Source organism: Desulfopila sp. IMCC35008 (assembly GCF_010646885.2).
In the GTDB taxonomy this organism is placed as follows: domain Bacteria; phylum Desulfobacterota; class Desulfobulbia; order Desulfobulbales; family Desulfocapsaceae; genus Desulfopila.
Genome location: NZ_CP050700.1, coordinates 1,187,303 through 1,213,676 on the forward strand (window position 1 = coordinate 1,187,303; position 26,374 = coordinate 1,213,676).

Consider the following 26,374-nt stretch of genomic DNA (forward strand, 5'->3'; position numbering starts at 1 on the left):
ATATGGTCATGCAACGAACGGTATTCGAATTATCTGAGTTTTTAGGGAAATAATATGAACGAAGCACGATACAAAAAAGCTATATTTAGTATTGAGCCATCCATTCTTATTGTTTTTATTATGGGGATTGTTTTCTTGGCCCTCATCATTTTTGGTAATTGGCAGTGGCGAAATGAGATAACTAAGAATGTACCCGTTTATGACAATCTTATGCAGATCAAGACCTCTACTACAAAAGGGCAACTACTGCTTGAAAGGATGCTCGCAGGAGACAAATCGATTCGCATTGAGAATATTTGGCCATATTATGACCAATCCATTCTCTCTGTCCAAGATATCATCAATGGCAGGAGTACAATTAGTAATTTTCCTGGTATTCCCCTTAAAGACAATCAAATGTTGAACCATTTGAAACAGCTGGAAACAATCCAGAGTCTGATTCAAAAGCTTGCCTTTTCTCAATGGAAGGACCAAGAATCTCATGGGATAAAGGAACAACTTATGCAACGATCTCTCTTTTATCAAATGGAAAGCAAAATTGATGAGATTGGTTATCATGCCCTGACCAATTTAAGTCAAATGATGGACAACCAAAGGAAAATTCATTCCGTTATTTTGATGTTATGGGCACTGATACTTTCTGTTGTAAGCATTAGTCTTTTTATTCTTGGGAAAAGACGTAAAACAGCAGAGATGGCTCTGCAAGAAGCTTATGATAAAATGGAGCAGCGTGTCAGAAACCGTACATATGAGCTAAAAAAATCTAATGATAAATTATCTCTTGAAATAGATGAACGTCAGCACGCCGAAAAGTTATTGCTTCAGAGCGAAAGCAAACTGAGGTCCACCCTTGATGCGACACCCTTTCCAGTAGCCGTTGTTGATTTAAAAAATGACAAAATATTTTACTGGAGCATTAGCGCCCTTGATCTTTTCGGACATACGGCTTCCACTGCATCGGAATGGTATCAGGTTGCATACCCGGACCCCGAGTACAGACAAGATGTGATTGATAGATGGACACATTTCCTGGAAATAGCCAAAGATTCAGAACATCCTGTAAACACCGGTGAATATCGGGTTACATGCAAAGACGGCAATGTGAAGATTTGTGAACTCTATTTCTTTTTTCTTCCAGATAGCCTTATCGTAACATTCAACGATATTACCGTGCAAAAGAAGACCGAACAACAAAAAGACAAATTGATTTCGGATCTTCAAGTGGCAATGCAACAAGTAAAACAGTTAAGCGGTTTGCTGCCTATTTGTTCGTATTGTAAAAAAATCAGGGATGACAAAGGATACTGGAATCAAATTGAGGAATACCTCCATGAACATTCTGAGGCTGAGTTCAGCCACAGTATTTGCCAGGTATGTGCCGAAAAATATTATCCAGATATGGACTTATATGAGGATAAGTAGAAGTTGAAAAAATCGTTAGAAAGTTCACTTGAAACAAAAAAGGAGTTAAAGCTGTTAAGCTATAACCCCTTGCAATTGCTGGTCGGGATGAGAAGATTTGAACTTCCGACTGGTCAGTAAATACGTGGTATGTAGCGTGGCGTGGGTCGGGACACATCCGGGACACCATGTACGAGTAAATCATCGGTTCATACGGTGCATTGATTTGTTGTGTGATGTAGCTTGACCTGACTCCCTGTTTTTCGCTATCACTACTATTTGAAATAACTACCTGTTTACTGGTTAGATAAATCTACACTCCTACCCTGTTTCGACATCTTCATTTTGCTGTAAAAAGATCATCTAACGGGCTACTCACACCTTGGCCACCCTGCTGCAGTACGTGGGTGTAAATCATAGTTGTGGAAACATCATTGTGGCCGAGTAAGGCCTGGATGGTTCGAATGTCAGTTCCTCGCTCGAGCAAGTGAGTAGCAAAACTATGGCGAAATGTGTGAGCACTGACCTTTTTATCTAACCCCGTCTTTTTTACCGCCGATTTTATTGCCTTGTTCACAACACTGGCATCAATATGATGACGTCGCTTTTTGCCGCTTCGAGGATCAACGGATATATTGCGAGATGGAAAAACATACTGCCAACCAAACTCACTGGCCGCTTTTGGATATTTTCTAGCAAGTGCGTTTGGTAAGTAGACCTCGCCAAAACCGACTTTGATGTCTTGTTCATGGATTAATCGCACATGGTTGAGATGTTCTCGCAAAACTGGCTCAATAACTTTGGGAAACGTTGTCACGCGATCTTTGTTTCCTTTGCCTGATCGTACAGTTATTTGGCAATATTCAAAGTCAATGGCATTTACCCTTAGACGGATGACCTCGCTAATCCTGAGGCCGCTCCCGTACAAAATCTGTGTTGCCAGACGGCCGACACCATGCATTAATCCAATGGTATTTGCAACCTCGTTCCTACTAAGGACAACCGGTACATTAAGTTTTTTAGGTGCTCGAACTCCATCGATGAGACCATCGAGCTCTGTCTTAAGCACTTTCTTATAAAGAAAAACGAGAGCATTCATTGCCTGGTTTTGAGTAGCAGGAGCAACATGACGTTCTAATGCTAAATACGAAAGATACGACTCAATCTTCTGTTCACTGTTGATAAAGAGTTCTTCACGTCCCTTCATGTTATGAAAAAGTATGAATTTCTTGATCCAGTCACAGTAAGAACGCTCCGTGTGAATAGAATAATGCTTTATTCGCAATATCTCCCGGACTTCTTCAAGTATTTTTTTCTTTTTTCTGTTGGACATAGGGGACTTATGGTAAGATTCATCTAATTTTGAAACTGATATTATGCAAGATACACTGTACCTAAAATCAGGTCAATATCAACTTATCAGGGCAAATAGACCTGATAATAAATGGTTATTTGTAAAAAATGATTCATACATAGATAGGAGATCAAAATTATGACCAATATACTTCAAACCGGAAAAGATTACGATCTGGACCAATTGGATAAAATTTTTAATTTTGATTACAAAAAGCCTTCAGGAATTAAAGCTACAAAAAAAGGATACTTGGTACTATTTAGCAATGATACATCCAATCCATACATTGATGAATTTATGGGGGAGGTTGTATTATATGAAGGCCAAAATACAGGGTCAGAAGTCCAAAAACTTATATATGGCAATAAAGACCTTTATGACGCTTACAAAAATAGAAATAAAAAAATATTACTTTTCAAAAATTACAAATTTGACGGTGAATATTTCATATACAAAGAGCCCTACTTAAAAGAAAATGGGAAATGGACTTTTCCTCTCGCTAAAGGTTGTTTGGTTCTTTAATTACTCGTTGAATATCCTCACGTATTTACAATGTGTTAGCCTAATAAGGAAAAGAAAATGCGAGGCAACATAATTTCATATATAGAAATGTGCCAAAAAGAAGGAACAAGCCTCCAAAAAGGAATGAATTTTAGACTAAAAGGTAAGCATTCTGTAATTTTAATGTCAGTTAGAGAAAATTCACCTTATCAAGATGAGATTACAGAAGATGGTACTGTTCTGATTTATGAAGGGCATGATGTTGCAAAAACAAAAGGTATCTCCAATCCAAAAGATTATGATCAGCCAGAGGGCAGAGCAAGTGGATCCTTAACCGAAAATGGGAAATTTAATAACGCCGCTCAAGGTTTTAAGCAAGGTTCAAAAGGGCCAGATATTGTTCAAGTATATGAAAAATTGAAGCCTGGTATTTGGTCTGATAACGGTTACTTTCATTTGGTCGACTCATGGCAGCAATCAGATGGTACAAGAAATGTTTTCAAATTCAAATTGGTTGCCATAGAAAATGTTACTGATGAATCATTAGCCGAAGATAAAGCAAATAGAGAAGTAAACAGGAGTCGTATTATTCCAACCAGTGTGAAGCTAGAGGTCTGGAAACGTGACGGCGGTAAGTGCGTTACATGTGGGGCAACTGATGAACTGCATTTTGACCATATCCTGCCATATTCAAAAGGTGGAACGTCTTTAAAAGCTGAAAATATTCAATTGCTGTGCGCAAGACACAATCTAGAGAAAAGTGCAAAAATACAATAAAATCAAATAACCAGACGTTACAGCGGACCCCGCAACAGCGCGGGTCCGCTGAACTCAGCGTTGGGCCTCATGAGATAGATTATGGCAAAAAGAAAACGAAAAGCCAGGCCAAAAGGTGAGCTTAAAAAAGAATTGATTGAACAACTTCAGTTACTTCGAAATGCGTGCGAAGCTTATGACAATGGCTTGGAAGCAATAGGGAAACACATATCACTTAGTTTGCGTGTCCTGCTTCATCATCATGGTCAATCACGTTCACTATTAGAACAATTGGGGTATCGAAAGGGTCGTTTTTTTGATTCGGCTGGTCCACTTAGCCCAAGAAATTTATTGACTGAATGCAATTTAGTAGGGCTAAGGGTGACTGGTGAAGACGGTTATTACTTACCCTTAATAAGTATGGGTGGTAGTCCAAAACCAATGAAACGAGTCAAATTTCTAAAGTGGTGGAATGATCCAGTTCTAAAAGATAATAAAAAACGAACCTTTTGCAGAAGAGAATTAATTCTTCATGTTGCAGATACAGATGGTGGGGCTCATGTAGACCCTGAACTTGAAGAAGCTTATTTAGCAATATCACGAGAAAATTCATTAGGCTGGATTTTTTCCAAAAATAGTATTGAATCTGCGTTAAAAGGGCGTCCTGAATTGGCTTGTATGAGGCAAATTGCTCATGAATTACTCTGTACGTTAAGTGAGTATGTGCCTGAATTAAAGGAACATGCCCAACCAGTCATTCCAGCGGACCCGGAAACAACCCCGGGCCGCTGAATTCAACGTTAGCGTTAAAATAGAAAATGAAAGTAATCAAAATATTGAAGCTATTTTTGTTAGTAATTTTCCTATCATTATGCCTTGGGAGCAACATTCAAAATTCTGACAATGAAAAAATCATTAAAGCTGTAATTATCTATGAGGACCAAAGAGCTGCTGAAATAAACAAAAGAGTAAATGACCAATTGACGCATATAGCAGTTTCAATTATCGACGATTCAAATAAGACTCATATAGAAACAGAAAAATATAAAACGACACTCCTGGTTTTGAATTTTTCAGAAATAGAATGCGAAACCTACGCTCTATGCAAAATAAAAAAGACAAACGAACTGTCGCGGCCTGTAATAATCAAGTTCAAAAAAATAGTTATCAACTACAATACAGCAAATGTTATAGCATATGTCGAGCATAGGGGCTCAGATTGTTTTTCAACCGAAGAATATATCCTTGAAAATAGTGACGGAGATTGGACAGTTCGCACCAGTAAAGAAACACGCTACACTTGCGGATAAGAAACTGAAAAAACTATAAAATCGCTAACAAATCGTTACTACGGACCCCGCAAACAACGCGGGTCCGTAGAACTCCACGTTATAAATTAAAGCATAATGAACACTCATGAACTGATCTTGATAGTTTGGATACTAATTGTTGTCGGTATATGGTGGTACGTAAGAAAAAAGAAACCTGGACTAATAGGACTTGGTGGAAATCCAAACAAACAAAAATTGGATGGTGTAAATTTCACCAAATGTACACATTGCAAAATTGGTTATCTTGAGCCTCTATTCAGTTGGTGGCAATACGCGTTACTTATCTCAACACCTATTGGTTTTATCCTTTTTGGAAAACCTCTGAAATTTGAATGTAATAATTGCAGTTTTGAGTTAGGCGGTTCTACAAAACGATTCCCTTTAACAAGATTATCTTTGTCTCATAAGCTATCGAAACCATTCTACATTGGAATTTCAGTCAATTTGTTTGTCGGTGCATGTGCTATTTATATTTTTCTTAACTACATAAAGCCATAAATGATTTTATAACCACCAAATAAACACAGACCGCAACACGATCGCGCTACTTCAAAGTTTGAAGCTGCGCCAAAACTCGCAAGTAACTCAACCACCCTGCAGCAAGATTTGTTGCGGCAGGTTATTAAAACGTTATCGATAAAAAAGCATGAACAACATAAAAGGCATGGCATTACATGATTGCACTCTAAAAGATATTAAAGTGAACTGGAAAGAAAAAAGTGCAATCTTTACAATAAATATGTTGTATAAAAAACCACAGTTGCCAATAAAGAAAACCATTGAATTTATAGAAGTCACACAAATATTAATACCAAGAAAAGACTCCTGGGGTTCATCTGGAAGCATTTATGAGATCAAATATCAAAATAATGGCTATTTAATCCAAATGCAAAGTGGAGATGTGATTGAAATATCATGTAACGAGAATGTATCAATTAAATGAATCACCAATGCAATTCAATTTATAAAAATAAAAATAAACGATAACAAATCATTAAAGAGGGACTGCGTGAGGCTCGGCGTTTAAAAGTCCGAGCCAGATCAAAAGATGGTTCAAATCTATAAAGAAAATACTAGAGGCCCCGCAGCCCCTTAATTCCACGTTATGGTGTCATTACTGAAATCATCAATGTTATAAAGGAGAAAGAAACAAATGTGGAAATTGAACAGACAATATTTACTTGCTGTTATGATGATGACAACCCTTATATGCGGCATAATTCATGAGGCGAATGCACGGGAATTCCTGTTTTATTCAACTGTTGACACCCCGCTTGTATTCAAATCGGAATCAGATGGTTCTGTCACCGGCATTACGCCAGAAATTCTTGATCTTCTGATGAAAGAACTGAATATTCCCTATCGGATTGTTATTGCCACCACGTCAAGAACATTGAAAGATGCCAGGGACGGTAAAGCTGATATGATTCTGACTATTTCAAAAAATAAGGAACGAATGGAATATCTTCTTTATCCCGAAGAGTCGTATGTGGAATTATCGTGGAATTTCTTCATCCGAAAAACAGATGAAGGCAAAATACATTTTCAGGAACTGAAAGATATTAAGGGACTTAGGGTAGGGGCAACAAAAGATTCATCATATACACCTGAATTCTGGAAATCGGATTTGAAACTGGATATTTCAACTCAGCACACAAATCAGATATCCAAACTTCTTGCAAACCGTTTTGATATTGTCCCCATGCCTACCATGCTTACGCTTTACGAAGAAAAACAGAAGGGACGGCTAAATGCCATTGCATATTTGCCCAAACCTCTGAAATCAAAATCCTATTATAATGCATTCAGCATAGCATCAGATCATCCTGAAAAAAAACGGCTTATAAGCAAATACGATGAAATTATCAGACGAATGAAAGCTGATGGAAGTATCAGTCGAATTTTTAACAAGTATTTGAAATAAAAACAATAGGATTACATCATATAGCTACATGGCAGAATTGCTGAAATCAGATAACTGTTTGAAATAAAAGGCACCATAACACAGCAGTTAACACGGGCATCTGAAAGCGGTGTTCCGCTGTCGCTTCACACCGCTTTCAGATGCCGGTTACTTCCTTGTTATCGACTTCGCTTCGCGAACTCGATAATGCCGAGCTGAGCGGTACCCGACTCAAGCGTTTGGTCAACGCTCCGCTACGCTACGCGATAACCAAACACTCGAGCCGGCAAATAACCTCAATAATCGGCTCGTAAACGACCCATTATCGAGGATATTTGCCGCTCAGCTCGGCATTATGTGACCAAAACATATAAACTCACAACAGATTTATCGATTTATTCAAAATATTATCATGAGCTTAAATGGAAAAATAATTCTTGCTTTAATAATGCTTAGTTCAATAGCTGGAATATTTTTCTTTGGTTTAAGTAGCGTATTTCTGTTCAGCTATTTTGTAGATTACGGATCACCTTCTAACTATGAGAACTTAAACGGTGCATTATTGAGCGTTTTACCTGCAATACCGTGTTGGATTGTTGTTTCGATTTTGTCACTATTTGTAAGAAAAAACATTTCCAAGCCAGTATTCATTGCACTAAATATTCCGTCAATCTCAATATTTGTAGTAGTTATCTGCGCGTTCGTTTTTTCGTTTATAAAACATGAAATAATATTAAACACATAACGAATAAGGTTAGATTGTGAGAGCGCAGCGAGCCACAATCTGAACCGTTTGTTGGACAAGCCCGGTCTCTATTATAGAAAATTGCTTTTTTATGCTGGGGTGGTGAACAGGGCAATTGGGAAGGAGAAAAAAAATAGTCTCTTGCTCTCTTACCTGTTTTTTCAGGTTGGAAGCTTCAGTCGAGACGGAAATTGCCCATATTTAGGCATAGTTGCCCATTGCCGATAAAATCGGATTTTGAAAAGGCGTATGTCTTTGTAGGTCACATAACCGTTTTTCCTATCATGTTCAGGTTAAGCAAGCAGTCAGCAAGGCGGTCGGTTTACGAATGCGTGTTTTTACGATATTCATTGGCTTGCCGCATCGTGGGCAGGTGATTGTTGCCCGCTCTTTTTTCCGTTTGAGCATGAAAAAGAGAGGTTTCCTCATTACCAACTGCAGGAGTTTTAAAAGTTTTTTACTGCAGGGATGGAGAAAGCCGTAGCATCTCGTTCTTTGAAAACCTTTCGGTAAAACATGGAGCATCAACAGGTAGAGAAAATATTCTCCGCTAACGGTCCTGGTTCGATACGCTTTGCTTTCAGCATGCATGTATCTGAATGTGACTTCGCCATTCTCGCAGCGCAGAATGTCCTTTTCTTGAATGACGCCCTTGTATAGATATTTGCCGAGATAGATGAAGGCCTTATCGCCGTTGCCGACATCCCTGCAGTCAACCACCCAATCTTTCGGGGTAGTTGCAGGGACGTACAGTCCCTGGTCGACAGCGGCCTCCAGCAGTTTTGCCCTGAAGACCTTGGCCAGGTTCTTATGGTTGAAAAGATAGCCGGCGGATTTCACCCGCCACATGCCACTTTTCTCATTGATGCTTGCAGCGGGCATGACCACATGGATATGGGGATGAAAATCGAGATTTCTGGCTTTGGTATGCAATACGGTGGTGAATCCTGCCGAGCCACGCAGTTTTTTATCGTTGCTGGTAAATGTCTTCAGAACATCCTGGACGCAGGAGAACATCAGTGAGTAGATGAGCTTCTGGTTCTTCCAGGTGAGGTCGCGGAGTTGTTGCGGCAAGGTAAAGGTGGCCAGATAATAGGTGGCGGGCAACCGCTTGTCGAGTTGATTTTCAATCCATTGCCAGTTTTCGTGGTTCTGGCAATGGGGACAGTTCCTGTTGCCGCAGGAATGCGGGATATATACCCGCTCGGTGCAGTCCAGGTCGGAGCAGCTTGCCAGCATATGCAACCCCTGCTTCGACCTGCACCGTTTCATATCACGCAGCGCTTTTTTATGGCCGGGCAAGAGAACATCTTGGTACTTCTCAAGAAAAGTCGTTTCGAAATGGTTGATAATGGAGGAGAGAAGAATCATTTCCAACCTCCCCACTGAATATCAACGGAATTGACCAGGGTGTTGATTGTCTGATAGGCATTGTTTTTGGTTTTTGTGGTTAAGTGCGTATAGCGCGCGGTGGTCAGGATGCTGACATGCCCTAAAATCTGCTGCAATTCGACGAGATCGACACCAGCTTCCAGCAAATGGGTAGCGAAGGCGTGACGGAGCGAGTGGCAAGAGATCTGTTTTTTGATCCCGAGCTCGTCGACAACGGTTTTCATTGCGACCTGAATACCGCCCCGGTCCAGAGGAGTCTCGGCCAGGTGGGCCTTTTTCAACCCTCTTTTGCGATTGGGGAAAATAAACTGCGGATGCCTGTGCATCTGCCAAAAGGATCTCAATACATGGAGTGTATAGGCAGTTATCGGCACCAGTCTGTCTTTGTTGCCTTTGGCGTTTCGAATATGGACCCGCATAGTGGTGCGGTCGATATCGCCAACTTTCAGGTTGATCCCTTCGCCAAGGCGTAATCCCATGCTGTAGGCGGTAAAGAAAAAGACCTTGTAGCTGATGGTGGTGGTTGCCGCCAGTAAGGCATTGAGTTGCTCAACGGACAATATGTCCGGGATCCTCGAGGTTTTCGGCGGCTTGACCAGGGGAATATCCTGCCATGGTTTATTCAAGACATGGGTGTAAAAGAATTTCAGGCCATAGAGATCGAGTTTGACCGCGCTCCAGGATCTGGACTCCAACAGGTCGTGAAAATAGTCGAGTAACTCGTCTGGGGAAAGGTCGGCAATTTCGCCATCGAAATAGTTGCCGATGCGCCTGAGCGCCCGGGAGTACGCCTCCACTGTTTTTGGTTGCAGGCCGTTGAGTTTCAGGCACTTGAGGTGTTTTTGATAATGCGTCGAAAATTGCGGATCGCTTGGCATCTTGCAGTTCATTGTAACCTCCTTCAAGTAATAAGGGTTGCTGCCGAAAAAAGTATCTTGCATTGTCGGCTCGTTCTTATTACTGAAAAAGCAATGGGTTACAAAATGCAACTTGATATGTTTCGGAGGGTGTCTGCCGCGTAGCGGCTTCGTCCAACAACGAATAAAAGCAACATCAACAACGACAAATAATGAAAAGCAAACGCAAGAAAGCGCTTGAATCACAAATTGGCACCTTTGACCGTCAATACAAAAGAAAAGCTCAAAAGGGTATTGAACCGAATGATAGACGGTATGATCGTAAGTTTGAAAAAATAGTTAAAAGAATGTCTCCAGAAGAACTGAGCGACCTCTTATATGGAGAGGATGAAGACGCAGAAGAAGACGAAACAAGTTGAAGTAAAAAAGCATAAAGAAAAAAACAAATTTTTATTTAACAAATCGTTCAAGAGGGACACCAAAAGGTTACGGCATTTTCAATATTCAATCATTAATGGTATTTCTTTATTTCAAGTAGCGATATACTAGAAACTCTTGGTGCCCCTTAACTCCACGTTATCACGTCGCTTCGCGCCGTGATAACGTCCGGAGTGCCTGGAAACCAGCCGCCACCGTGGTTAACGGTGCTGCGCAACCGATAACCACGGAGTCGACTGGACAATATTACCATGATAATCGAAGCGCAAACGCTCCATTATCATGGCAATATTGCCAGTCACTCCGGACGTTAGCCACCAAAGAAAATTAACGAAATAATATGGAAATTAAGAAGTCAGAAGGTGTTACAGCTACGGAAAAATTATTAGCTGATCTATGTGAAAATACTTTCCTTAAATTATGGTCTTACCCAAATCCGTTTAATGACAACCAAGACGAACTGTGTGACTTGTTGGCTGTTTTCGATAATCATGTATTTATTTTTTTTGATAGAGAAAACCTAACATTACAAAATGAGAGTAAAGATCCCAATGTACTCTGGAATCGATGGAAGAAAAAAGTAATAGATGCTCAAGTCAGAACTGCAAATGGAGCAGAAAGGTATATACTTCAATCAAGAAAAATTTACTTAGACCAAGAAAATAAAATTCCGTTTCCAATAGAGTTTGATGTAAAGAATATAACCGTTCATAAAATAATTATTGCCCATGGGGCAAAAGAAGCATGCGAAAAATTTGATGAAGATAATATCTATGGCAGTTTAGCCGTATCATACGGAGAGCATACAGAAAAGCTACCATTCCCATTTTTCATAGATCTAGACAAGAGCAATCCTGTTCACATTTTCGACTCCCACAATCTACCAATAATTTTTTCAGAACTAGACACATTTTTTGACTTTACCGCTTATCTAGATGCCAAGATACGCGCCATCAAAAAGTACAATGCTTTAGTGTATTGTGGGGAAGAAGATCTATTATCTCATTATTTCAGGAATTTCGATAAAGATAACAATTGCCATTATATTGGAACGTTGGATGAAGGCGTTAATGGTATCTTTATTGGCGAAGGTGAATGGCAAGATTTCTTAGAACGTAAAGAGTATAAGGCCAAAAAAGAAGCTGATAAGGAATCTTACCTTTGGGATGATATTATACAGAGAACATGTGGGCACACATTAGATGGTACGATATTAGGTGAGGAGACACCTCTCGATGGGAAAAGTGCAATACATGAAATGGCAAAAGAGCCTAGGTTTCACAGGCGTTATCTCTCAAGCCACATGATAAAAGCTATTCAATCTTTCCCTGAAACAACTGAAAAATTGGTTAGAAATCTTTCCTTTATGCCTTCTTTTTTCAAAGGTAAGGCATATCTCTTTCTTCAATTGAAAGTCCAAGGTTTTTCAGAAACATATGAAGAGTACAGAGAAAAGAGGAGAACAATACTTGAAATTGCTTGTGGTACTGCAAAGAATAAATTTGAACATTTAAATACTATCGTAGGTATAGCTATTGATGCTCCTAAATTTTCAGAAACAAATTCAGAAGACTTTATTCTGATGAACTGCGAAAACTGGACTAAAGAAGAAAAAGAGTATTATAAAGATCTAAATAGAGACTGGAATTTCTTCGAAACGGATAATTTATCCATGCAGTACAAAACTGCAACTGAATTTCCCCAGGAACCTTCAACACAAAAACCAAAAGTTGGAAAGATTGGAAGGAATTCTCCATGTCCTTGTGGGTCAGGTAAAAAATACAAAAAATGTTGCAGAAACATCAAATATAATTAGAGAAATTGGCTAACAAAACGTTTCACCGGAAATCTTTTACGCTTCGCTTCAAAGTTTCCGGTGAACTTCACGTTAAGCATATTGATCATGAAAGCAATCAAAGAGCTCGAAGAGTGGTATCTGTCTCAGTGCAATGAAGATTGGGAGCATACCTACGGTGTTGAGATTGGAACGCTCGATAACCCGGGCTGGCTGTTGAAAATCGACCTCATGGATACCGATCTTGAAGATAGTGAGTATCAAGAGTTCTCGTACGGTGTTGGTGAAGAAGCCGACACCAGTGGAGATAATTGGCTGATAACCAAGCTTGAAAATGGCAAGTTCGTGGGCTACGGCGGCCCGCAAAAACTTGAGGAGCTTATACGGTTGTTCTTGGCGTGGGCACACGGGAATGCTTAACCTCTATATGGCCTTCCGATGTCAAGAGATAATATTCACCATTGAAGCGAAAAAAGGTCACAATTAACCGATTAACCAACGAAGTATCAGATCTTTTGACAACGAACTCGTTTGCTCCAACTTTTGTCTTCAATCGTGGGTTTCAGCGCCGTAAGCGTCTGCACCAAACATCTATAGGGATTACCTGATTTGCCACACTGCTCTTTGACAACCAGGGTGCTGTCTTCAGACAGCCTCAGAATATATTTCGAACCCTTATTCCGGCGCAGTCAAAGCTATCGGCTTGTTTCTAAAAGAAACATCCAGTTAGGGTGTCACTCGGATAAGGGGCAGAGCACGATCGTACGATTGTCAGCGATCTGTATGCTGAAAAGGAAAAGGGGAGGAGTGCCAATCAAAACCCATGAACTCCATGGTCTTAATCCACTCTTTGGGGGTGATCAACGTCACATACAAGGAATAAAGAGAGCCGGACTGACCGTAAATGGTTTCAGTTAGACAACAAGCTCCTCCTCCCCAATTCTCATGCTACCGCAAAAAATTTATCGATATCAAAAGCCTCCTTGTTCTTGAGCAGATAGTAAATTGCCCTTCCCAATTTGTGTGTATAAATCCCCAGAGCTTTTCCTTTGTTGTACTTTCTGGTGAGTTTTGAGACATAATATTTTGCCTGCTGTGAATCCCTGAGCATGAGGATTGCTGCCTCTTTAATGGCCCACTTGAGATGGTGATTACCGATTTTCTTGTTTGAATTTCCTGCCCATTTGCCGTCTGATACTTTGGTCGGTCTTATGAGTCTGGCATAGGAGGAAAAGTCCTGGACTCTTGGGAAGCGCTTTATGTCGTGGACTTCGTAAAGGATCACCAGGGCAAGTATCTGGCCGACCCCAGGAATTGAACGGAGCAGATAAAGGGAATGATAATCGTGCTGTCTTGCTGTTTTTTCAAGATGCCACTCAAGTTTACGCATCACCCCGTTGAGTGCCTGGATCATCTCAAGATTGACCTCAACGCTTTTGCGCACAGCAGGGTCGTCGAACCGCTCAGCGACACCGTCATGATTGAACTTACGGGTCAACTTTTTCTTCATCTGGGGAAGATTATACTGAGTGTTGGTGTTTTGAATATGAGCAACCAACTCCCCACAACGGCGTGAAATATACATTCTGCGCCTTAAGAGGTCACGGGTTGATCTCCACTCCTGCGGATAGGGGTAGGCTGTAGGGAAATTGCCGCCTTTTAAAAGTAAAGCAATCTTGTAGGAGTCGATTTTGTCGTTCTTGGTCTTGCTTCCGTGAATAGCCTTCATATACAAGGCGTGGCCAAGAGTGAAGGGGATGTTGTGTTGGGCACAGAAATCAGCGAGCCAATACCAGCAGAATACACACTCTACTCCAATGATAATGTCATCTAAAAAGGTCGTGATGAGTGAGAGCAGTTCATCGGGGTCTGTTTTAATGTTCTTGTGAACTTTAACTTCCCCTTTGCTATTGATAACGCAGACATACATTTTTCTAGCATGTAGATCGATTCCACAGTAATACTGATGTTGTTTGCTATAAAATTTCATGCTATGGCCTCCTTTGGGTGGTGGGGATGTGGTTGGTGGTACTTCCACAATCTTATCTCACCTGAAGGAAGGCCATAACTATTATCAAACCAGTCCACCGGATTGCTATTCCGCTGCCGCTCCATAGCAACCGGTGACCAGCACGTTATCACGTCGCTTCGCGCCGTGATAACGTCCGGAGTGCCTGGAAACCAGCCGCCACCGTGGTTAACGGTGCTGCGCAACCGATAACCACGGAGTCGACTGGACAATATTACCATGATAATCGAAGCGCAAACGCTCCATTATCATGGCAATATTGCCAGTCACTCCGGACGTTAGCCAAAGGAAGATGACGATGTCGATTCCAAGCAAACAGGAATGTTTTTACGTCCTTGAGATGATTGAGTCGCATCTGATCGACTTTAGCTATACCCACCCATGGGCCGAGCAGATCATCATGGGACTTGACGCCGCTCCACCCTGGCTCGGTGACCTCGCAATCAAGAAGTACTGCGGCGACCAGTCCAAGTCGATTCGAGAATACATTTTTTCGGAACCATTTGTGGCGGGTCCTGGCGACATGGAGAAGTTCCATGTTGCATGTCTATGGCTTCGGTATGAGCGGCGGGAGTTATCATGGGCCACGTTCCTCAGGCTAGCCGGGGAGCACCTGGATGCAGCCAACGCAGATTGGGACTGCGAGACTTCGTATCACTATCTAAACGTATATGAAGATTCCTATTTCTGCAGAGAGTCTGAGGAGCAGACGAAGAGGGACTATCTTGCAGACCACAACCTGCGTCCTTGGATAGAAATGGCGAAAAAGAAATTCGAACCTTTCAGGAAGATGAGAAGGGCTAACAAAGCAAATTAACTCGGACGCAAATTACGCTGCGCTCCATTTGCGCCGGTTATTTGCGACGTTATTTTTCAAAGCACCAAAAAGAATATACAGGTGAGAATCTGAAATGAGTTGTGTTCTTAGAGTATGGGGAAATGAATTTGATGTTGATAGCATCACTTTAGAACCAGAACTTGAAGCAATCAAAGTTTGGCGAAAAGGTCAGCCCAAATTCAACTCCAACCCTAATAGTCGTCTTAATGAAACATCTGGTCTTAGTATTGAATTGAGTAGTTCAGATTTTTCGGAAATTGAGAAGCAAATTAATGAAGCAATATCGTTTTGCAAATCTCATCAAAAAGTTCTCACTAAGTTAGTTTCTCATCAAGGTGTAGATGGAGCAGTTGCTGATTTTGGGGCTGAAATATATCCACCAGGATGGTGTTCTTTCTATTTTGAGCCAGAACTATTGAAAATTCTTGGTAACATTGGAATTTCTTTGGGGTTGTCAGTTTACCCAACTGACAATGAAGATGAAACAGAATAATTAAAATAACCAGTCACTCCAGTGGATTTGCTGAGGTTGGCGGTATTTTGAAATTACAGGGCATCAAGTAAGTTCTTCTTGACGCCAGCATCTTGCTATTAATCCGCAAACCACTGAGTTCAACGTTGAGTCTGTAGAAAAAGGTATTCACTATAGTCAAATCAGATACTTACTGGTATAATGAGCACCATCAACAGGTAATCAACCGCTCAACCCTGCAGAAAGTCGAAAGCCATGGCAAAATACAAGCCGTATTCCTACGCTCAGGGGATGTTCATACCAGTATTCTTCAAAGAACAGATACAGAAGGGTACATTTGAGTATACCCTGAACTATCTGGTCGACAACGAACTCGATCTTTCCATTTTTGATGCCAGATTCAACAACGACGAGACTGGTGCCCCAGCCTACGATCCAAGGATTTTACTGAAGATCATACTACTTGCCTATTCCCGTGGAATCACGTCAAGTCGATCTATCGCTGACTGTTGTGAGAAGAATGTTCTCTTTATGGCTCTTTCTGCCAATAGTAGACCTCACTTCACGACCATAGCCAGCTTTATCTCAAGCATGGACAAGGAGGTCGTCACCCTTTTCCTGCAAGTGCTCTTAGTCTGTGACCAACAGAATCTTATCGGTCGGGAAATGTTTGCCATTGATGGTTGCAAGCTTCCGAGCAATGCCTCCAAAGAATGGAGCGGTACCTAGGATATTTGACTAAAAAGGCAGAGAAGATAGAAAGGGCCCTGCAAAGAATGGTTTTTCGCCATCAGTGCATGGATCTTGAGAAAATGGAGCCAGAAGTACTTGAGCGTGAAGAGAAGTATAAGGAGAAGCTGCGAAAGAGTGCAGCAAAGATCAGGGATTGGTTGAAAGACCATGACGATCACCGTGGCAGCGGCGGGAAAGCAGTCAAATCAAACATTACCGATAATGAATCTGCCAAAATGGCTACATCGAAGGGAGTAATACAAGGGTATGTCGGTGTTGCCTCTGTTGACAAGAAGAATCAGGTCATTGTTGGAGCAGAAGCCTATGGCCAGGGCAGCGAGTCCAACCTTTTGATACCTGTAGTGGAGTCGATACAAGCCAACTTCGAAAAGATAGGTGATCCAGAGGTCCTTGAAAAGACCAAAGTGGTAGCTGATAGCGGGTACCATTCAGAGAAAAATCTTGAGTATCTCTATAATGAAAATATCGATGCGTATGTGGCAGATAACCGTTTCCGAAAGCGCGATCCTCGCTTTGTAACTGCAGAGCGGTATAAAGATCTTCCTTCCTATCACTTTGCGACCAGGTCAGGTGGCAAGCGTCTATTCAGACCGGAGCATTTTACTTTTGCCGATGATCTGAGCCACGCAATATGCCCTGCTGGCAAAAAACTTTATCGAAGCGGCAGCAAGGTCAGGGTGAAGGACTATCTTGCATACAAATTCAAGGGTGCTAAGCGAGACTGCCTCCCCTGTCATCTTCGCCGTGAATGTTTGCGAAAGCCCGAGAAAACTGAGATCCGCCAGGTTGCCTACTTTTCCGGAAAAAAGCGTACGGGTAAAGAACGCTTCACAGAGAAAATGAAACGGAAGATTGACACGACCATAGGCCGAGCGATCTATGGTATGCGGTTGGCTGTTGGTGAACCACCATTTGCCCATATTCGGTCGACTATGGGCCTTGATCGGTTCAGTCTGCGTGGAAAGAAGAAAGTCAGCACACAGTGGAACCTGTTCTGCGTTGTTCATAACTTGAAAAAGGTCCATACATATGGAGCAGTGGCAAGTTGATAAGATAAAAGAGGAGCGAGGTGTCTCCAAGTATACTCATACAATGCACTAGAGAGCAAAATGACGTAAGAATGAAATAAACAAGATATACAACGGTAGATTAGAGAGCGATTCTTAAAACCCGATAAAAAATGGGCTAAGACTCTTGTGTCCTTCTATACTGCCTTTTTCTACAGACTCGTTAGGTAACAAAAATAAAAATCTATGCAAGTTGAAGCTTGGAATTCTGTGGCACAACAGATTAATTTTAATCTTGAAGTGGATCAGTTGAGTTTTAGGCAACATGTTGCTTTTGATAGTCCTATCCTTGATTATGGTTGTGGCTACGGAAGAGTTTGTAAAGTTCTTTTGGAACAAGGCTATAACAATATTATTGGTATAGACACATCTCCTGAAATGATAAAGCGAGGAAATAAGATAAATCCAGAGTTATCATTAATTGAAAGTAATGACACAAAAACAAAATTTTTAAATAACCAGTTTGGGACCATCATTTTATGTGCTGTACTAACTTGCGTTCCAGAGCTTGAAAAAAAAGAAAAAATTATTGCAGAAATCAAACGTATATTAAAACCAGGTGGTATTCTACATTTGGTCGAATTTTGTTGTGACTCAGACAAAACATTTAAATCCAATTTTGGTATTACTATGCATCATCAAAAGCCAAATGAGTTGATAAATATACTAAAGTCTTTTCAGAAAATGAAATGTGAAATATTTGAAACAGAAACCATGAATGGACAAAAAGCAAAAGCTATGAGTTATTTTGGAAGGTTAAAATAATCTGTAATATTAAAACCTAACGAATAAGGTTAGATCTTGAGAGCGCAGCGAACCAAGATCTGAACCGTTGGTTGGACAAGCCCGAGTCCTATAGCAAATAGCTTTTTGATACAGAGGGGGACGAACAGGCAATCAGGAAAGAGAAAAAATCGGTCGCAGGCAAGATATGCTATTGTACCTGATTTCTCGGGTTAATAACTGCTATTGCTTCTCAAATTGCCTGTTTTTTGAGCGTAGTAATGCTTTGCCGAGCGAATCGGTTTTTGAAAAGGCGTATGTCGTTACAGGTTACATAACCGATTCTCCTGTCATGCTTAGGTGAAGCACGCGGCCAGATCAAGTGGCGGTTTACGAAGACCTGTCTTGACGATCTTCATTGGTTTGCCACACCGTGGACAGGTAATCGTTGCTCGCTCTTTTTTTCGTTTGTGCATGAGAAAGGCCGGTACTCGTAGAACCAACTGCAAAAACTTGACAAGTTTCTTGCTGCAGGGATGAAGATAACCATAGCATCGTGTTCTTTGAAAACCTTTCGGCAGAACATGGAGCATCAACAGGTAGAGAAAATATTCTCCGCTAACGGTCCTGGTTCGATACGCTTTGCTTTCAGCATGCATGTATCTGAATGTGACTTCGCCATTCTCGCAGCGCAGAATGTCCTTTTCTTGAATGACGCCCTTGTATAGATATTTGCCGAGATAGATGAAGGCCTTATCGCCGTTGCCGACATCCCTGCAGTCAACCACCCAATCTTTCGGGGTAGTTGCAGGGACGTACAGTCCCTGGTCGACAGCGGCCTCCAGCAGTTTTGCCCTGAAGACCTTGGCCAGGTTCTTATGGTTGAAAAGATAGCCGGCGGATTTCACCCGCCACATGCCACTTTTCTCATTGATGCTTGCAGCGGGCATGACCACATGGATATGGGGATGAAAATCGAGATTTCTGGCTTTGGTATGCAATACGGTGGTGAATCCTGCCGAGCCACGCAGTTTTTTATCGTTGCTGGTAAATGTCTTCAGAACATCCTGGACGCAGGAGAACATCAGTGAGTAGATGAGCTTCTGGTTCTTCCAGGTGAGGTCGCGGAGTTGTTGCGGCAAGGTAAAGGTGGCCAGATAATAGGTGGCGGGCAACCGCTTGTCGAGTTGATTTTCAATCCATTGCCAGTTTTCGTGGTTCTGGCAATGGGGACAGTTCCTGTTGCCGCAGGAATGCGGGATATATACCCGCTCGGTGCAGTCCAGGTCGGAGCAGCTTGCCAGCATATGCAACCCCTGCTTCGACCTGCACCGTTTCATATCACGCAGCGCTTTTTTATGGCCGGGCAAGAGAACATCTTGGTACTTCTCAAGAAAAGTCGTTTCGAAATGGTTGATAATGGAGGAGAGAAGAATCATTTCCAACCTCCCCACTGAATATCAACGGAATGAACCAGGGTGTTGATTGCCTGATAGGCATTGTTTTTGGTTTTTGTGGTTAAGTGCGTATATCGCGCGGTGGTCAGGATGCTGACATGCCCTAAAATCTGCTGCAATTCGACGAGATCGACACCAGCTTCCAGCAAATGGGTGGCGAAGGCGTGACGGAGCGAGTGGCAAGAGATCTGTTTTTTGATCCCGAGCTCCTCGACAACGGTTTTCATTGCGACCTGAATACCGCCCCGGTCCAGAGGAGTCTCGGCCAGGTGGGCCTTTTTCAACCCTCTTTTGCGATTGGGGAAAATAAACTGCGGATGCCTGTGCATCTGCCAAAAGGATCTCAATACATGGAGCGTATAGTCAGTTATCGGCACCAGTCTGTCTTTGTTGCCTTTGGCGTTTCGAACATGGACCCGCATAGTGGTGCGGTCGATATCGCCAACTTTCAGGTTGATCCCTTCGCCAAGGCGTAATCCCATGCTGTAGGCGGTAAAGAAAAAGACCTTGTAGCTGATGGTGGTGGTTGCCGCCAGTAAGGCATTGAGCTGCTCAACGGACAATATGTCCGGGATCCTCGAGGTTTTCGGCGGCTTGACCAGGGGAATATCCTGCCATGGTTTATTCAAGACATGGGTGTAAAAGAATTTCAGGCCATAGAGATCGAGTTTGACCGCGCTCCAGGATCTGGACTCCAACAGGTCGTGAAAATAGTCGAGTAACTCGTCTGGGGAAAGGTCGGCAATTTCGCCATCGAAATAGTTGCCGATGCGCCTGAGCGCCCGGGAGAACGCCTCCACTGTTTTTGGTTGCAGGCCGTTGAGTTTCAGGCACTTGAGGTGTTTTTGATAATGCGTCGAAAATTGCGGATCGCTTGGCATCTTGCAGTTCATTGTAACCTCCTTCAAGTAATAAGGGTTGCTGCCGACAAAAGTATCTTGCATTGTCGGCTCGTTCTTATTACTGAAAAAGCAATGGGTTACAAAATGCAACTTGATATGTTTCGGAGGGTGTCTGCCGCGTAGCGGCTTCGTCCAACAAGTCATTCCACCGGAACTTACTCCGCTACGCTCCGTAATAACGTCCGGAGTGCCTGGAAACCAGCCGCCACCGTGGTTAACGGTGCTGCGCAACCGATAACCACGGAGTCGACTGGACAATATTACCATGATAATAGAAGCGCAAGCGCTCCATTATCATGGTAATATTGCCAGTCACTCCGAACGTTGTGCGTCTAAAGAAGGATCATGAACTTTAAACAAATTATAGAAAATAATGACACACCCCAAGGTCGTATTTTCGACCTATTTATTCAGTTCCTTATATTGGTGTCTTTAGTTTCCTTTTCAGTAGAAACATTGCCTAATTTGTCAGGGCAAACCATAAGAATTCTGAAATACATCGAAGTAATTACTGTCTCAATTTTCACTTTAGAATATTTAAGCAGAATTGTTGTCGCTGACAGAAAATTCGAATTTGTATTCAGCTTTTTCGGTATCATAGATTTTCTCGCAATATTGCCCTTCTATTTGCCAACTGGAATTGATTTAAGGGCAGTAAGAATTTTGAGACTTCTTAGGCTGTTTCGAGCGTTCAAGTTACTTCGGTACAGCCTTGCCATAAAAAGGTTTCACAGGGCACTTTTAATTGCCAAAGAAGAATTAGTGCTATTTACAATCGTTGCGGTGATGGTTCTTTATTTTGCATCAGTTGGAATATACTTTTTCGAAAATAGTGCGCAGCCTGAAGCTTTTTCGTCAGTTTTCCAAAGTTTATGGTGGGCATTGTGCACACTTACGACAGTTGGTTACGGAGATGTATACCCAGTTACAGCGGGCGGGAAGATATTTACGTTTTTTGTTCTTATGGTCGGTTTAGGGGTAGTAGCAGTCCCAACAGGTCTTGTAGCTTCTGCACTTTCTTCAGCTAGAGAATATGAAGAGGAAAATATATAAAAAACCGCACAACCAAAGGGTCAACCTGACCGTGTGAACGGTGGCGGCGCTGACGCGGAAAATGTGGGTGACGCGGTCAGGTTACCCAAAACGTTGAGCGTGTAGAAAAAGGTAATAACAATAGTCAAATCAGATACATGCTGGTACGATGAGCATCGTTAATAGGTAATCAACCGCTCAACCCTGCAGAAAGTCGAAAGCCATGGCAAAATACAAGCCGTATTCCTACGCTCAGGGGATGTTCATACCAGTAGTCTTCAAAGAACAGATACAGAAGGGCACATTTGAGTACACCATGAACTGTCTAGTCGACAACGAACTCGATCTTTCCATCTTTGATGCCAGATTCAACAACGACGAGACTGATGCCCCAGCCTACGATCCAAGGATTTTACTGAAGATCATACTACTTGCCTATTCCCGTGGAATCACGTCAAGTCGATCTATCGCTGAATGTTGTGAGAAGAATGTTCTCTTTATGGCTCTTTCTGCCAATAGTAGACCTCACTTCACGACCATAGCCAGCTTTATCTCAAGCATGGACAAGGAGGTCGTCGCCCTGTTCCTGCAAGTGCTCTTAGTCTGTGACCAACAGAATCTTATCGGCCGGGAAATGTTTGCCATTGATGGTTGCAAGCTCCCGAGCAATGCCTCCAAAGAATGGAGCGGTACCTAGGATATTTGACTAAAAAGGCAGAGAAGATAGAAAGGGCCCTGCAAAGAATGGTTTTTCGCCATCAGTGCATGGATCTTGAGAAAATGGAGCCAGAAGTACTTGAGCGTGAAGAGAAGTATAAGGAGAAGCTGCGAAAGAGTGCAGCAAAGATCAGGGATTGGTTGAAAGACCATGACGATCACCGTGGCAGCGGCGGGAAAGCAGTCAAATCAAACATTACCGATAATGAATCTGCCAAAATGGCTACATCGAAGGGAGTAATACAAGGGTATGTCGGTGTTGCCTCTGTTGACAAGAAGAATCAGGTCATTGTTGGAGCAGAAGCCTATGGGCAGGGCAGCGAGTCCAACCTTTTGATACCTGTAGTGGAGTCGATACAAGCCAACTTCGAAAAGATAGGTGATCCAGAGGTCCTTGAAAAGACCAAAGTGGTAGCTGATAGCGGGTACCATTCAGAGAAAAATCTTGAGTATCTCTATAATGAAAATATCGATGCGTATGTGGCAGATAACCGTTTCCGAAAGCGCGATCCTCGCTTTGTAACTGCAGAGCGGTATAAAGATCTTCCTTCCTATCACTTTGCGACCAGGTCAGGTGGCAAGCGTCTATTCAGACCGGAGCATTTTACTTTTGCCGATGATCTGAGCCACGCAATATGCCCTGCTGGCAAAAAACTTTATCGAAGCGGCAGCAAGGTCAGGGTGAAGGACTATCTTGCATACAAATTCAAGGGTGCTAAGCGAGACTGCCTCCCCTGTCATCTTCGCCGTGAATGTTTGCGAAAGCCCGAGAAAACTGAGATCCGCCAGGTTGCCTACTTTTCCGGAAAAAAGCGTACGGGTAAAGAACGCTTCACAGAGAAAATGAAACGGAAGATTGACACGACCATAGGCCGAGCGATCTATGGTATGCGGTTGGCTGTTGGTGAACCACCATTTGCCCATATTCGGTCGACTATGGGCCTTGATCGGTTCAGTCTGCGTAGAAAGAAGAAAGTCAGCACACAGTGGAACCTGTTCTGCGTTGTTCATAACTTGAAAAAGGTCCATACATATGGAGCAGTGGCAAGTTGATAAGATAGAAGAGGAGCGAGGTGTCTCCCTGTATACTCATACAATGCACTAGAGAGCAAAATGACGTAAGAATGTAATAGAAAGATATACAACGCTAGATTAGAGAGCGATTCTTATAACCCGATAAAAAAATGGGCTGAGGATCTTGTGTCCTTCTAAAATGCCTTTTTCTACAGACTCGTTATGCTCTTAATCGCTTCGCGAAAAAGACTTTGCTGATGCACAATTGATCTGCTAGACTGAAAGCCTATCCACCAGTGCCAACAGCAGGAGGAAAACGGCACAATGAAGATGTTCAGCATAGCTGAAATTCTTCATACAAAACAGGACTTTCAATTCAAAATCCACAGAGAGGTCTATCAACGCCACTCGCCTACAAATTTCGGCTCAGTTCAACAACGTTTTATCAACAATCCCGCTTTTACCTATAAGCTCAGGGGAGATGGCCATTTCCGATATAGCGAGGAACACCGAGGTTCAATCGTGGGCGGGACTGTTGATAAAACGCTCTTCGTTTGTCGATCAAAAGATCCTCTGGCTGTACTTCCGTTACAGCTTTAGTATTACATTGTTTACGCTTTTAATTTATGCTTTTACTTTGATAAGTTGATTTCTGGGACGGATGAGAGCCTGACCTCACCAATTTGTATTATTGGCATAACATTCGTAAACTTATGGATGTCTCTTTTCATTTTTTCAACATGATATCCCATAGCATTTCGATATTCTTCTACGGAATCAAAGTACATATGTCCTATTGCGACATATGACGGCGATGAACTAGACTCACGACCAGAGATGCCTGTTTCAAATTCAATCCCTTTAAGTGCTGTGCCTAAGGCTTCTTTAATCATGGGAATGTGCGTGGTGAGATAGTATTCGGCGTCAAACCTGCAGTTTTCGATTTTCGGATACAATTACACTCACCTTTATTATTTTTTCTGTTAAGGAACGGCTAGTAGGCTTATTTTGCGGTTGTTGTGGTTTGATCTCATCAACTAATACATGTTCAGTTGTAAAAAAGACTGATGATTTTTCCATATCTACAAATTTTGCTTCGTCTTCAATGAAGACAGGACGAAGTTTTTGGCCTTCAGGAGAATTGATAGCAGCCAAAAAATCTTCTTCTGATTGCCACCAGATTTCTCCGACCCCATCATAATCCATTAATGTTCCACGATTTCTTTGCATGCTTTCGTTTAAAGGTGTGTCAAACGTATGGCTTTGAACGTAGCGTACAGCTTTATAGGTGGCAGCAAATTTCTTAAATAAGGGCCCATGGTGATTTAACCAATAATTTTGAAATTCAGATCGGGACATAGGGAAGGGGCAGAGCACGATCATAACATCGCCAACGATCTGTATGCTGAAAAGGAAAATGGGAAGGAGTGCCAATCAAAGCCCTTGAACTTCATGGTCATTATCCACTCTCTGGCGGTGATCAACGTCACATACAAAAAATAAAGAGAACTGGACTAACCGTAAGTGATTTCAGTTATACAACAAGTTCCTCCTTCCCTTCCCTCATGCTACTGCAAAGAATTTATCGATATCGAAAGCCTCCTTGTTTTTGAGCAGAAAATAGATCGCTCGTCCAAGTTTATGTGTAAAAATCCTCAGTGCCTTCCCTTTGTTGTATTTCCTGGTAAGTTTTGAGAAATAATATTTGGCCTGCTGTGAATCACGGAGCATGAGAATTGCCGCCATCCTTGATGGCCCATTTGAGATGGTGATTTCCGATTTTCTTGTTTGAATTTCCTGCCCATTTGCCATCTGATTCCTTCGTCGGTCTGATAAGTCTGGCATAGGACGAGAAGTCCTGGACCCTTGGGAAACGTTTTATATCGTGAACTTCATAGAGGATCACCAGGGCGAGTATTTGACCGACACCAGGAATAGAGCGCAGCAGATAAAGTGAATGGTAATCGTGCTGCCTGGCAGTTTTTTCCAGATACCACTCCAGCTTACGCATCACCCCGTTAAGAGCCTGTACCATTTCCAGATTTACCTCAACGCTTTTACGGACAGCCGGATCATCGAATCGTTCTGCAACACCGTCATGATTGAACTTTCTGGTCAGTTTTTTCCGGAGTTGCGGAAGATTGTACTGGGTGTTGGTGTTCTGTATGTGGGCAACCAGTTCGCCACAAGGCGTGAGATATATATTCTACGCCTGAGAAGATCACGGGTTGAACGCCACTCTTGCGGATAGGGATACGCTGTTGGGAAATTACCTCCCTTTAACAGTAAAGCAATCTTATAGGAATCGATCTTATCGTTCTTGGTCTTGCCTCCGTGGATTGCCTTCATGTACAGCGCATGGCCGAGAGTAAAGGGGATGTTTTGTTTGGCATAGAAATCAGCGAGCCAGTACCAATAAAAAACACACTCTACCCCAATGATAATGTCATCAAGAAAAGTCTTGAGGAGTGAGAGCAGTTCATCGGGGTCTGTTTTAATGTTCTTGTGAACTTTCACTTCCCCTTTGCTATTGATAACGAAGACATACATTTTTCTGGCATGTAGATCGATTCCACAGTAATACTGATGTTGTTTGCTATAAAATTTCATGCGATGGCCTCCTTTGGGTGGGGGGAATGTGGTTGGTGGTACTTCCACAATCTTATCTCACCTGAAGGAAGGCCATAACTATTATCAAGGCGTTCGAGCTGACAAATACCACTGGCGGCAAATAGTTCTACTCATCAAAGAAGATATAGATTTTCTATCGAAGTAGCCGACAGGTTTACCGGATTTGTACTTTTTCCGTCACGGCAAAGGAGTCAGTGGGGTTGCTCTTGGGCAGAGGTTTGGGGAAAATGTTTTTTATAAGTGGTGGAAGATTGCTTGTACAAATC

General features: G+C 42.2%; 28 protein-coding genes and 1 pseudogene. 18 read left to right on the forward strand and 11 right to left on the reverse strand.

Annotated elements, in window-relative coordinates; translation table 11 throughout:
- Window positions 1–54 precede the first annotated feature (54 nt).
- Window positions 55–1,422: a PAS domain S-box protein gene (locus GA520_RS05400; RefSeq protein WP_163339578.1), complete on the forward strand. Its 1,368-nt coding sequence runs from the start codon at window positions 55–57 to the stop codon at window positions 1,420–1,422.
- Window positions 1,423–1,741: 319 nt separating this feature from the next.
- On the opposite strand, the gene GA520_RS05405 is transcribed toward GA520_RS05400, so the two are convergent.
- On the reverse strand, window positions 1,742–2,734 hold the full coding sequence (locus tag GA520_RS05405; protein WP_163339577.1) for an integron integrase: 993 nt from the start codon (window positions 2,732–2,734) through the stop codon (window positions 1,742–1,744).
- Window positions 2,735–2,893: 159 nt separating this feature from the next.
- Here GA520_RS05405 and GA520_RS05410 point away from each other — a divergent pair, with 159 nt between their 5' ends.
- The 6 genes from GA520_RS05410 to GA520_RS05435 all read left to right on the forward strand — a co-directional run bounded on the left by GA520_RS05410 (window position 2,894) and on the right by GA520_RS05435 (window position 7,267).
- Window positions 2,894–3,277, forward strand: coding sequence for a hypothetical protein (locus GA520_RS05410; protein WP_163339576.1), 384 nt, complete (start codon window positions 2,894–2,896; stop codon window positions 3,275–3,277).
- 57 nt (window positions 3,278–3,334) lie between these two features.
- A complete protein-coding gene (locus GA520_RS05415; protein WP_163339575.1) occupies window positions 3,335–4,033 on the forward strand; it encodes an HNH endonuclease in 699 nt (232 codons plus the stop codon).
- 81 nt (window positions 4,034–4,114) lie between these two features.
- The gene (locus tag GA520_RS05420) at window positions 4,115–4,804 is read left to right on the forward strand and encodes a hypothetical protein (protein WP_163339574.1); all 690 of its coding nucleotides are present in this window, start codon (window positions 4,115–4,117) and stop codon (window positions 4,802–4,804) included.
- 26 nt (window positions 4,805–4,830) lie between these two features.
- Window positions 4,831–5,322 (forward strand): hypothetical protein, encoded by a 492-nt coding sequence (locus GA520_RS05425; RefSeq protein WP_163339573.1) that lies wholly within the window; start codon window positions 4,831–4,833, stop codon window positions 5,320–5,322.
- A gap of 667 nt (window positions 5,323–5,989) precedes the next feature.
- On the forward strand, window positions 5,990–6,286 hold the full coding sequence (locus GA520_RS05430; protein WP_163339572.1) for a hypothetical protein: 297 nt from the start codon (window positions 5,990–5,992) through the stop codon (window positions 6,284–6,286).
- A 210-nt stretch (window positions 6,287–6,496) separates the two neighbouring features.
- Entirely contained in the window at window positions 6,497–7,267 is a 771-nt protein-coding gene (locus tag GA520_RS05435; RefSeq protein WP_163339571.1) for an ABC transporter substrate-binding protein, read from the forward strand.
- Between the two features lie 1,012 nt (window positions 7,268–8,279).
- Here GA520_RS05435 and GA520_RS05440 read toward each other — a convergent pair.
- Window positions 8,280–9,362, reverse strand: a complete 1,083-nt coding sequence (locus tag GA520_RS05440) for a transposase (RefSeq protein WP_304511230.1) — start codon at window positions 9,360–9,362, stop codon at window positions 8,280–8,282.
- Window positions 9,359–10,273 carry a site-specific integrase gene (locus tag GA520_RS05445; RefSeq protein WP_304511293.1) on the reverse strand — a complete coding sequence of 305 codons (915 nt, stop codon included), beginning with the start codon at window positions 10,271–10,273 and terminating at the stop codon, window positions 9,359–9,361. The genes GA520_RS05440 and GA520_RS05445 overlap by 4 nt, the downstream gene beginning before the upstream one ends.
- A gap of 179 nt (window positions 10,274–10,452) precedes the next feature.
- Between GA520_RS05445 and GA520_RS05450 the strand changes: the two genes are divergently transcribed.
- From GA520_RS05450 to GA520_RS05460, 3 genes are all read left to right on the forward strand, one after another.
- On the forward strand, window positions 10,453–10,659 hold the full coding sequence (locus tag GA520_RS05450) for a hypothetical protein (protein WP_163341175.1): 207 nt from the start codon (window positions 10,453–10,455) through the stop codon (window positions 10,657–10,659).
- A 359-nt stretch (window positions 10,660–11,018) separates the two neighbouring features.
- The gene (locus GA520_RS05455; RefSeq protein WP_304511294.1) at window positions 11,019–12,494 is read left to right on the forward strand and encodes a YecA family protein; all 1,476 of its coding nucleotides are present in this window, start codon (window positions 11,019–11,021) and stop codon (window positions 12,492–12,494) included.
- An 87-nt stretch (window positions 12,495–12,581) separates the two neighbouring features.
- Window positions 12,582–12,893, forward strand: a complete 312-nt coding sequence (locus tag GA520_RS05460; RefSeq protein ID WP_163341178.1) for an immunity 53 family protein — start codon at window positions 12,582–12,584, stop codon at window positions 12,891–12,893.
- A gap of 523 nt (window positions 12,894–13,416) precedes the next feature.
- Here the strand turns inward: GA520_RS05460 and GA520_RS05465 are convergent.
- Both GA520_RS05465 and GA520_RS05470 read right to left on the reverse strand, forming a co-directional pair.
- Window positions 13,417–14,463: an IS110 family transposase gene (locus tag GA520_RS05465; protein WP_163341219.1), complete on the reverse strand. Its 1,047-nt coding sequence runs from the start codon at window positions 14,461–14,463 to the stop codon at window positions 13,417–13,419.
- Complete coding sequence (locus GA520_RS05470; RefSeq protein ID WP_304511295.1) at window positions 14,460–14,714, reverse strand: hypothetical protein; 255 nt, start codon at window positions 14,712–14,714, stop codon at window positions 14,460–14,462. Before GA520_RS05470 ends, GA520_RS05465 begins: the two co-directional genes overlap by 4 nt.
- Window positions 14,715–14,800: 86 nt before the next feature.
- Between GA520_RS05470 and GA520_RS05475 the strand changes: the two genes are divergently transcribed.
- The 5 genes from GA520_RS05475 (at window position 14,801) to GA520_RS05495 (ending at window position 18,397) form a co-directional block, all read left to right on the forward strand.
- A complete protein-coding gene (locus GA520_RS05475; RefSeq protein ID WP_163341189.1) occupies window positions 14,801–15,319 on the forward strand; it encodes a hypothetical protein in 519 nt (172 codons plus the stop codon).
- A 94-nt stretch (window positions 15,320–15,413) separates the two neighbouring features.
- Complete coding sequence (locus GA520_RS05480; RefSeq protein WP_163341186.1) at window positions 15,414–15,833, forward strand: DUF4279 domain-containing protein; 420 nt, start codon at window positions 15,414–15,416, stop codon at window positions 15,831–15,833.
- Between the two features lie 234 nt (window positions 15,834–16,067).
- A complete protein-coding gene (locus tag GA520_RS05485; protein ID WP_205749433.1) occupies window positions 16,068–16,541 on the forward strand; it encodes a transposase in 474 nt (157 codons plus the stop codon).
- A 5-nt stretch (window positions 16,542–16,546) separates the two neighbouring features.
- Window positions 16,547–17,614 carry a transposase gene (locus tag GA520_RS05490; RefSeq protein WP_304511297.1) on the forward strand — a complete coding sequence of 356 codons (1,068 nt, stop codon included), beginning with the start codon at window positions 16,547–16,549 and terminating at the stop codon, window positions 17,612–17,614.
- Window positions 17,615–17,818: 204 nt separating this feature from the next.
- The gene (locus tag GA520_RS05495; RefSeq protein WP_163341194.1) at window positions 17,819–18,397 is read left to right on the forward strand and encodes a class I SAM-dependent methyltransferase; all 579 of its coding nucleotides are present in this window, start codon (window positions 17,819–17,821) and stop codon (window positions 18,395–18,397) included.
- Window positions 18,398–18,711: 314 nt separating this feature from the next.
- On the opposite strand, the gene GA520_RS05500 is transcribed toward GA520_RS05495, so the two are convergent.
- Together GA520_RS05500 and GA520_RS05505 are read right to left on the reverse strand one after the other, a co-directional pair.
- Window positions 18,712–19,794 carry a transposase gene (locus GA520_RS05500; RefSeq protein WP_304511298.1) on the reverse strand — a complete coding sequence of 361 codons (1,083 nt, stop codon included), beginning with the start codon at window positions 19,792–19,794 and terminating at the stop codon, window positions 18,712–18,714.
- Window positions 19,791–20,705 carry a site-specific integrase gene (locus GA520_RS05505; RefSeq protein WP_304511299.1) on the reverse strand — a complete coding sequence of 305 codons (915 nt, stop codon included), beginning with the start codon at window positions 20,703–20,705 and terminating at the stop codon, window positions 19,791–19,793. The genes GA520_RS05500 and GA520_RS05505 overlap by 4 nt, the downstream gene beginning before the upstream one ends.
- Before the next feature lie 354 nt (window positions 20,706–21,059).
- Between GA520_RS05505 and GA520_RS05510 the strand changes: the two genes are divergently transcribed.
- The 3 genes from GA520_RS05510 to GA520_RS05520 all read left to right on the forward strand — a co-directional run bounded on the left by GA520_RS05510 (window position 21,060) and on the right by GA520_RS05520 (window position 23,516).
- Window positions 21,060–21,767, forward strand: coding sequence for an ion transporter (locus tag GA520_RS05510; protein WP_163341208.1), 708 nt, complete (start codon window positions 21,060–21,062; stop codon window positions 21,765–21,767).
- Between the two features lie 202 nt (window positions 21,768–21,969).
- Window positions 21,970–22,443, forward strand: a complete 474-nt coding sequence (locus tag GA520_RS05515) for a transposase (RefSeq protein ID WP_163341205.1) — start codon at window positions 21,970–21,972, stop codon at window positions 22,441–22,443.
- 5 nt (window positions 22,444–22,448) lie between these two features.
- Window positions 22,449–23,516: a transposase gene (locus tag GA520_RS05520; protein ID WP_304511300.1), complete on the forward strand. Its 1,068-nt coding sequence runs from the start codon at window positions 22,449–22,451 to the stop codon at window positions 23,514–23,516.
- 593 nt (window positions 23,517–24,109) lie between these two features.
- On the opposite strand, the gene GA520_RS05525 is transcribed toward GA520_RS05520, so the two are convergent.
- The 4 genes and pseudogenes from GA520_RS05525 to GA520_RS05535 all read right to left on the reverse strand — a co-directional run.
- A complete protein-coding gene (locus GA520_RS05525) occupies window positions 24,110–24,370 on the reverse strand; it encodes an EthD family reductase (RefSeq protein ID WP_304511301.1) in 261 nt (86 codons plus the stop codon).
- 31 nt (window positions 24,371–24,401) lie between these two features.
- On the reverse strand, window positions 24,402–24,860 hold the full coding sequence (locus GA520_RS05530; RefSeq protein WP_163340817.1) for an EthD domain-containing protein: 459 nt from the start codon (window positions 24,858–24,860) through the stop codon (window positions 24,402–24,404).
- A 180-nt stretch (window positions 24,861–25,040) separates the two neighbouring features.
- Complete coding sequence (locus GA520_RS27085) at window positions 25,041–25,208, reverse strand: hypothetical protein (protein WP_370362744.1); 168 nt, start codon at window positions 25,206–25,208, stop codon at window positions 25,041–25,043.
- 13 nt (window positions 25,209–25,221) lie between these two features.
- Window positions 25,222–26,087 (reverse strand): annotated as a pseudogene (locus tag GA520_RS05535) (IS110 family transposase); the annotation flags it as partial.
- Between the last annotated feature and the right edge of the window lie 287 nt (window positions 26,088–26,374).

Coding starts and splice junctions, on each gene's coding strand:
- GA520_RS05400 (WP_163339578.1), top strand. CDS start 55: ATGAACGAAGCACGATACAAAAAAGCTATATTTAGTATTGAGCCATCC.
- GA520_RS05405 (WP_163339577.1), bottom strand. CDS start 2,734: ATGTCCAACAGAAAAAAGAAAAAAATACTTGAAGAAGTCCGGGAGATA.
- GA520_RS05410 (WP_163339576.1), top strand. CDS start 2,894: ATGACCAATATACTTCAAACCGGAAAAGATTACGATCTGGACCAATTG.
- GA520_RS05415 (WP_163339575.1), top strand. CDS start 3,335: ATGCGAGGCAACATAATTTCATATATAGAAATGTGCCAAAAAGAAGGA.
- GA520_RS05420 (WP_163339574.1), top strand. CDS start 4,115: ATGGCAAAAAGAAAACGAAAAGCCAGGCCAAAAGGTGAGCTTAAAAAA.
- GA520_RS05425 (WP_163339573.1), top strand. CDS start 4,831: ATGAAAGTAATCAAAATATTGAAGCTATTTTTGTTAGTAATTTTCCTA.
- GA520_RS05430 (WP_163339572.1), top strand. CDS start 5,990: ATGAACAACATAAAAGGCATGGCATTACATGATTGCACTCTAAAAGAT.
- GA520_RS05435 (WP_163339571.1), top strand. CDS start 6,497: ATGTGGAAATTGAACAGACAATATTTACTTGCTGTTATGATGATGACA.
- GA520_RS05440 (WP_304511230.1), bottom strand. CDS start 9,362: ATGATTCTTCTCTCCTCCATTATCAACCATTTCGAAACGACTTTTCTT.
- GA520_RS05445 (WP_304511293.1), bottom strand. CDS start 10,273: ATGAACTGCAAGATGCCAAGCGATCCGCAATTTTCGACGCATTATCAA.
- GA520_RS05450 (WP_163341175.1), top strand. CDS start 10,453: ATGAAAAGCAAACGCAAGAAAGCGCTTGAATCACAAATTGGCACCTTT.
- GA520_RS05455 (WP_304511294.1), top strand. CDS start 11,019: ATGGAAATTAAGAAGTCAGAAGGTGTTACAGCTACGGAAAAATTATTA.
- GA520_RS05460 (WP_163341178.1), top strand. CDS start 12,582: ATGAAAGCAATCAAAGAGCTCGAAGAGTGGTATCTGTCTCAGTGCAAT.
- GA520_RS05465 (WP_163341219.1), bottom strand. CDS start 14,463: ATGAAATTTTATAGCAAACAACATCAGTATTACTGTGGAATCGATCTA.
- GA520_RS05475 (WP_163341189.1), top strand. CDS start 14,801: ATGTCGATTCCAAGCAAACAGGAATGTTTTTACGTCCTTGAGATGATT.
- GA520_RS05480 (WP_163341186.1), top strand. CDS start 15,414: ATGAGTTGTGTTCTTAGAGTATGGGGAAATGAATTTGATGTTGATAGC.
- GA520_RS05485 (WP_205749433.1), top strand. CDS start 16,068: ATGGCAAAATACAAGCCGTATTCCTACGCTCAGGGGATGTTCATACCA.
- GA520_RS05495 (WP_163341194.1), top strand. CDS start 17,819: ATGCAAGTTGAAGCTTGGAATTCTGTGGCACAACAGATTAATTTTAAT.
- GA520_RS05500 (WP_304511298.1), bottom strand. CDS start 19,794: ATGATTCTTCTCTCCTCCATTATCAACCATTTCGAAACGACTTTTCTT.
- GA520_RS05505 (WP_304511299.1), bottom strand. CDS start 20,705: ATGAACTGCAAGATGCCAAGCGATCCGCAATTTTCGACGCATTATCAA.
- GA520_RS05510 (WP_163341208.1), top strand. CDS start 21,060: ATGAACTTTAAACAAATTATAGAAAATAATGACACACCCCAAGGTCGT.
- GA520_RS05515 (WP_163341205.1), top strand. CDS start 21,970: ATGGCAAAATACAAGCCGTATTCCTACGCTCAGGGGATGTTCATACCA.
- GA520_RS05525 (WP_304511301.1), bottom strand. CDS start 24,370: ATGATTAAAGAAGCCTTAGGCACAGCACTTAAAGGGATTGAATTTGAA.
- GA520_RS05530 (WP_163340817.1), bottom strand. CDS start 24,860: ATGATCGTGCTCTGCCCCTTCCCTATGTCCCGATCTGAATTTCAAAAT.
- GA520_RS27085 (WP_370362744.1), bottom strand. CDS start 25,208: ATGCTCCGTGATTCACAGCAGGCCAAATATTATTTCTCAAAACTTACC.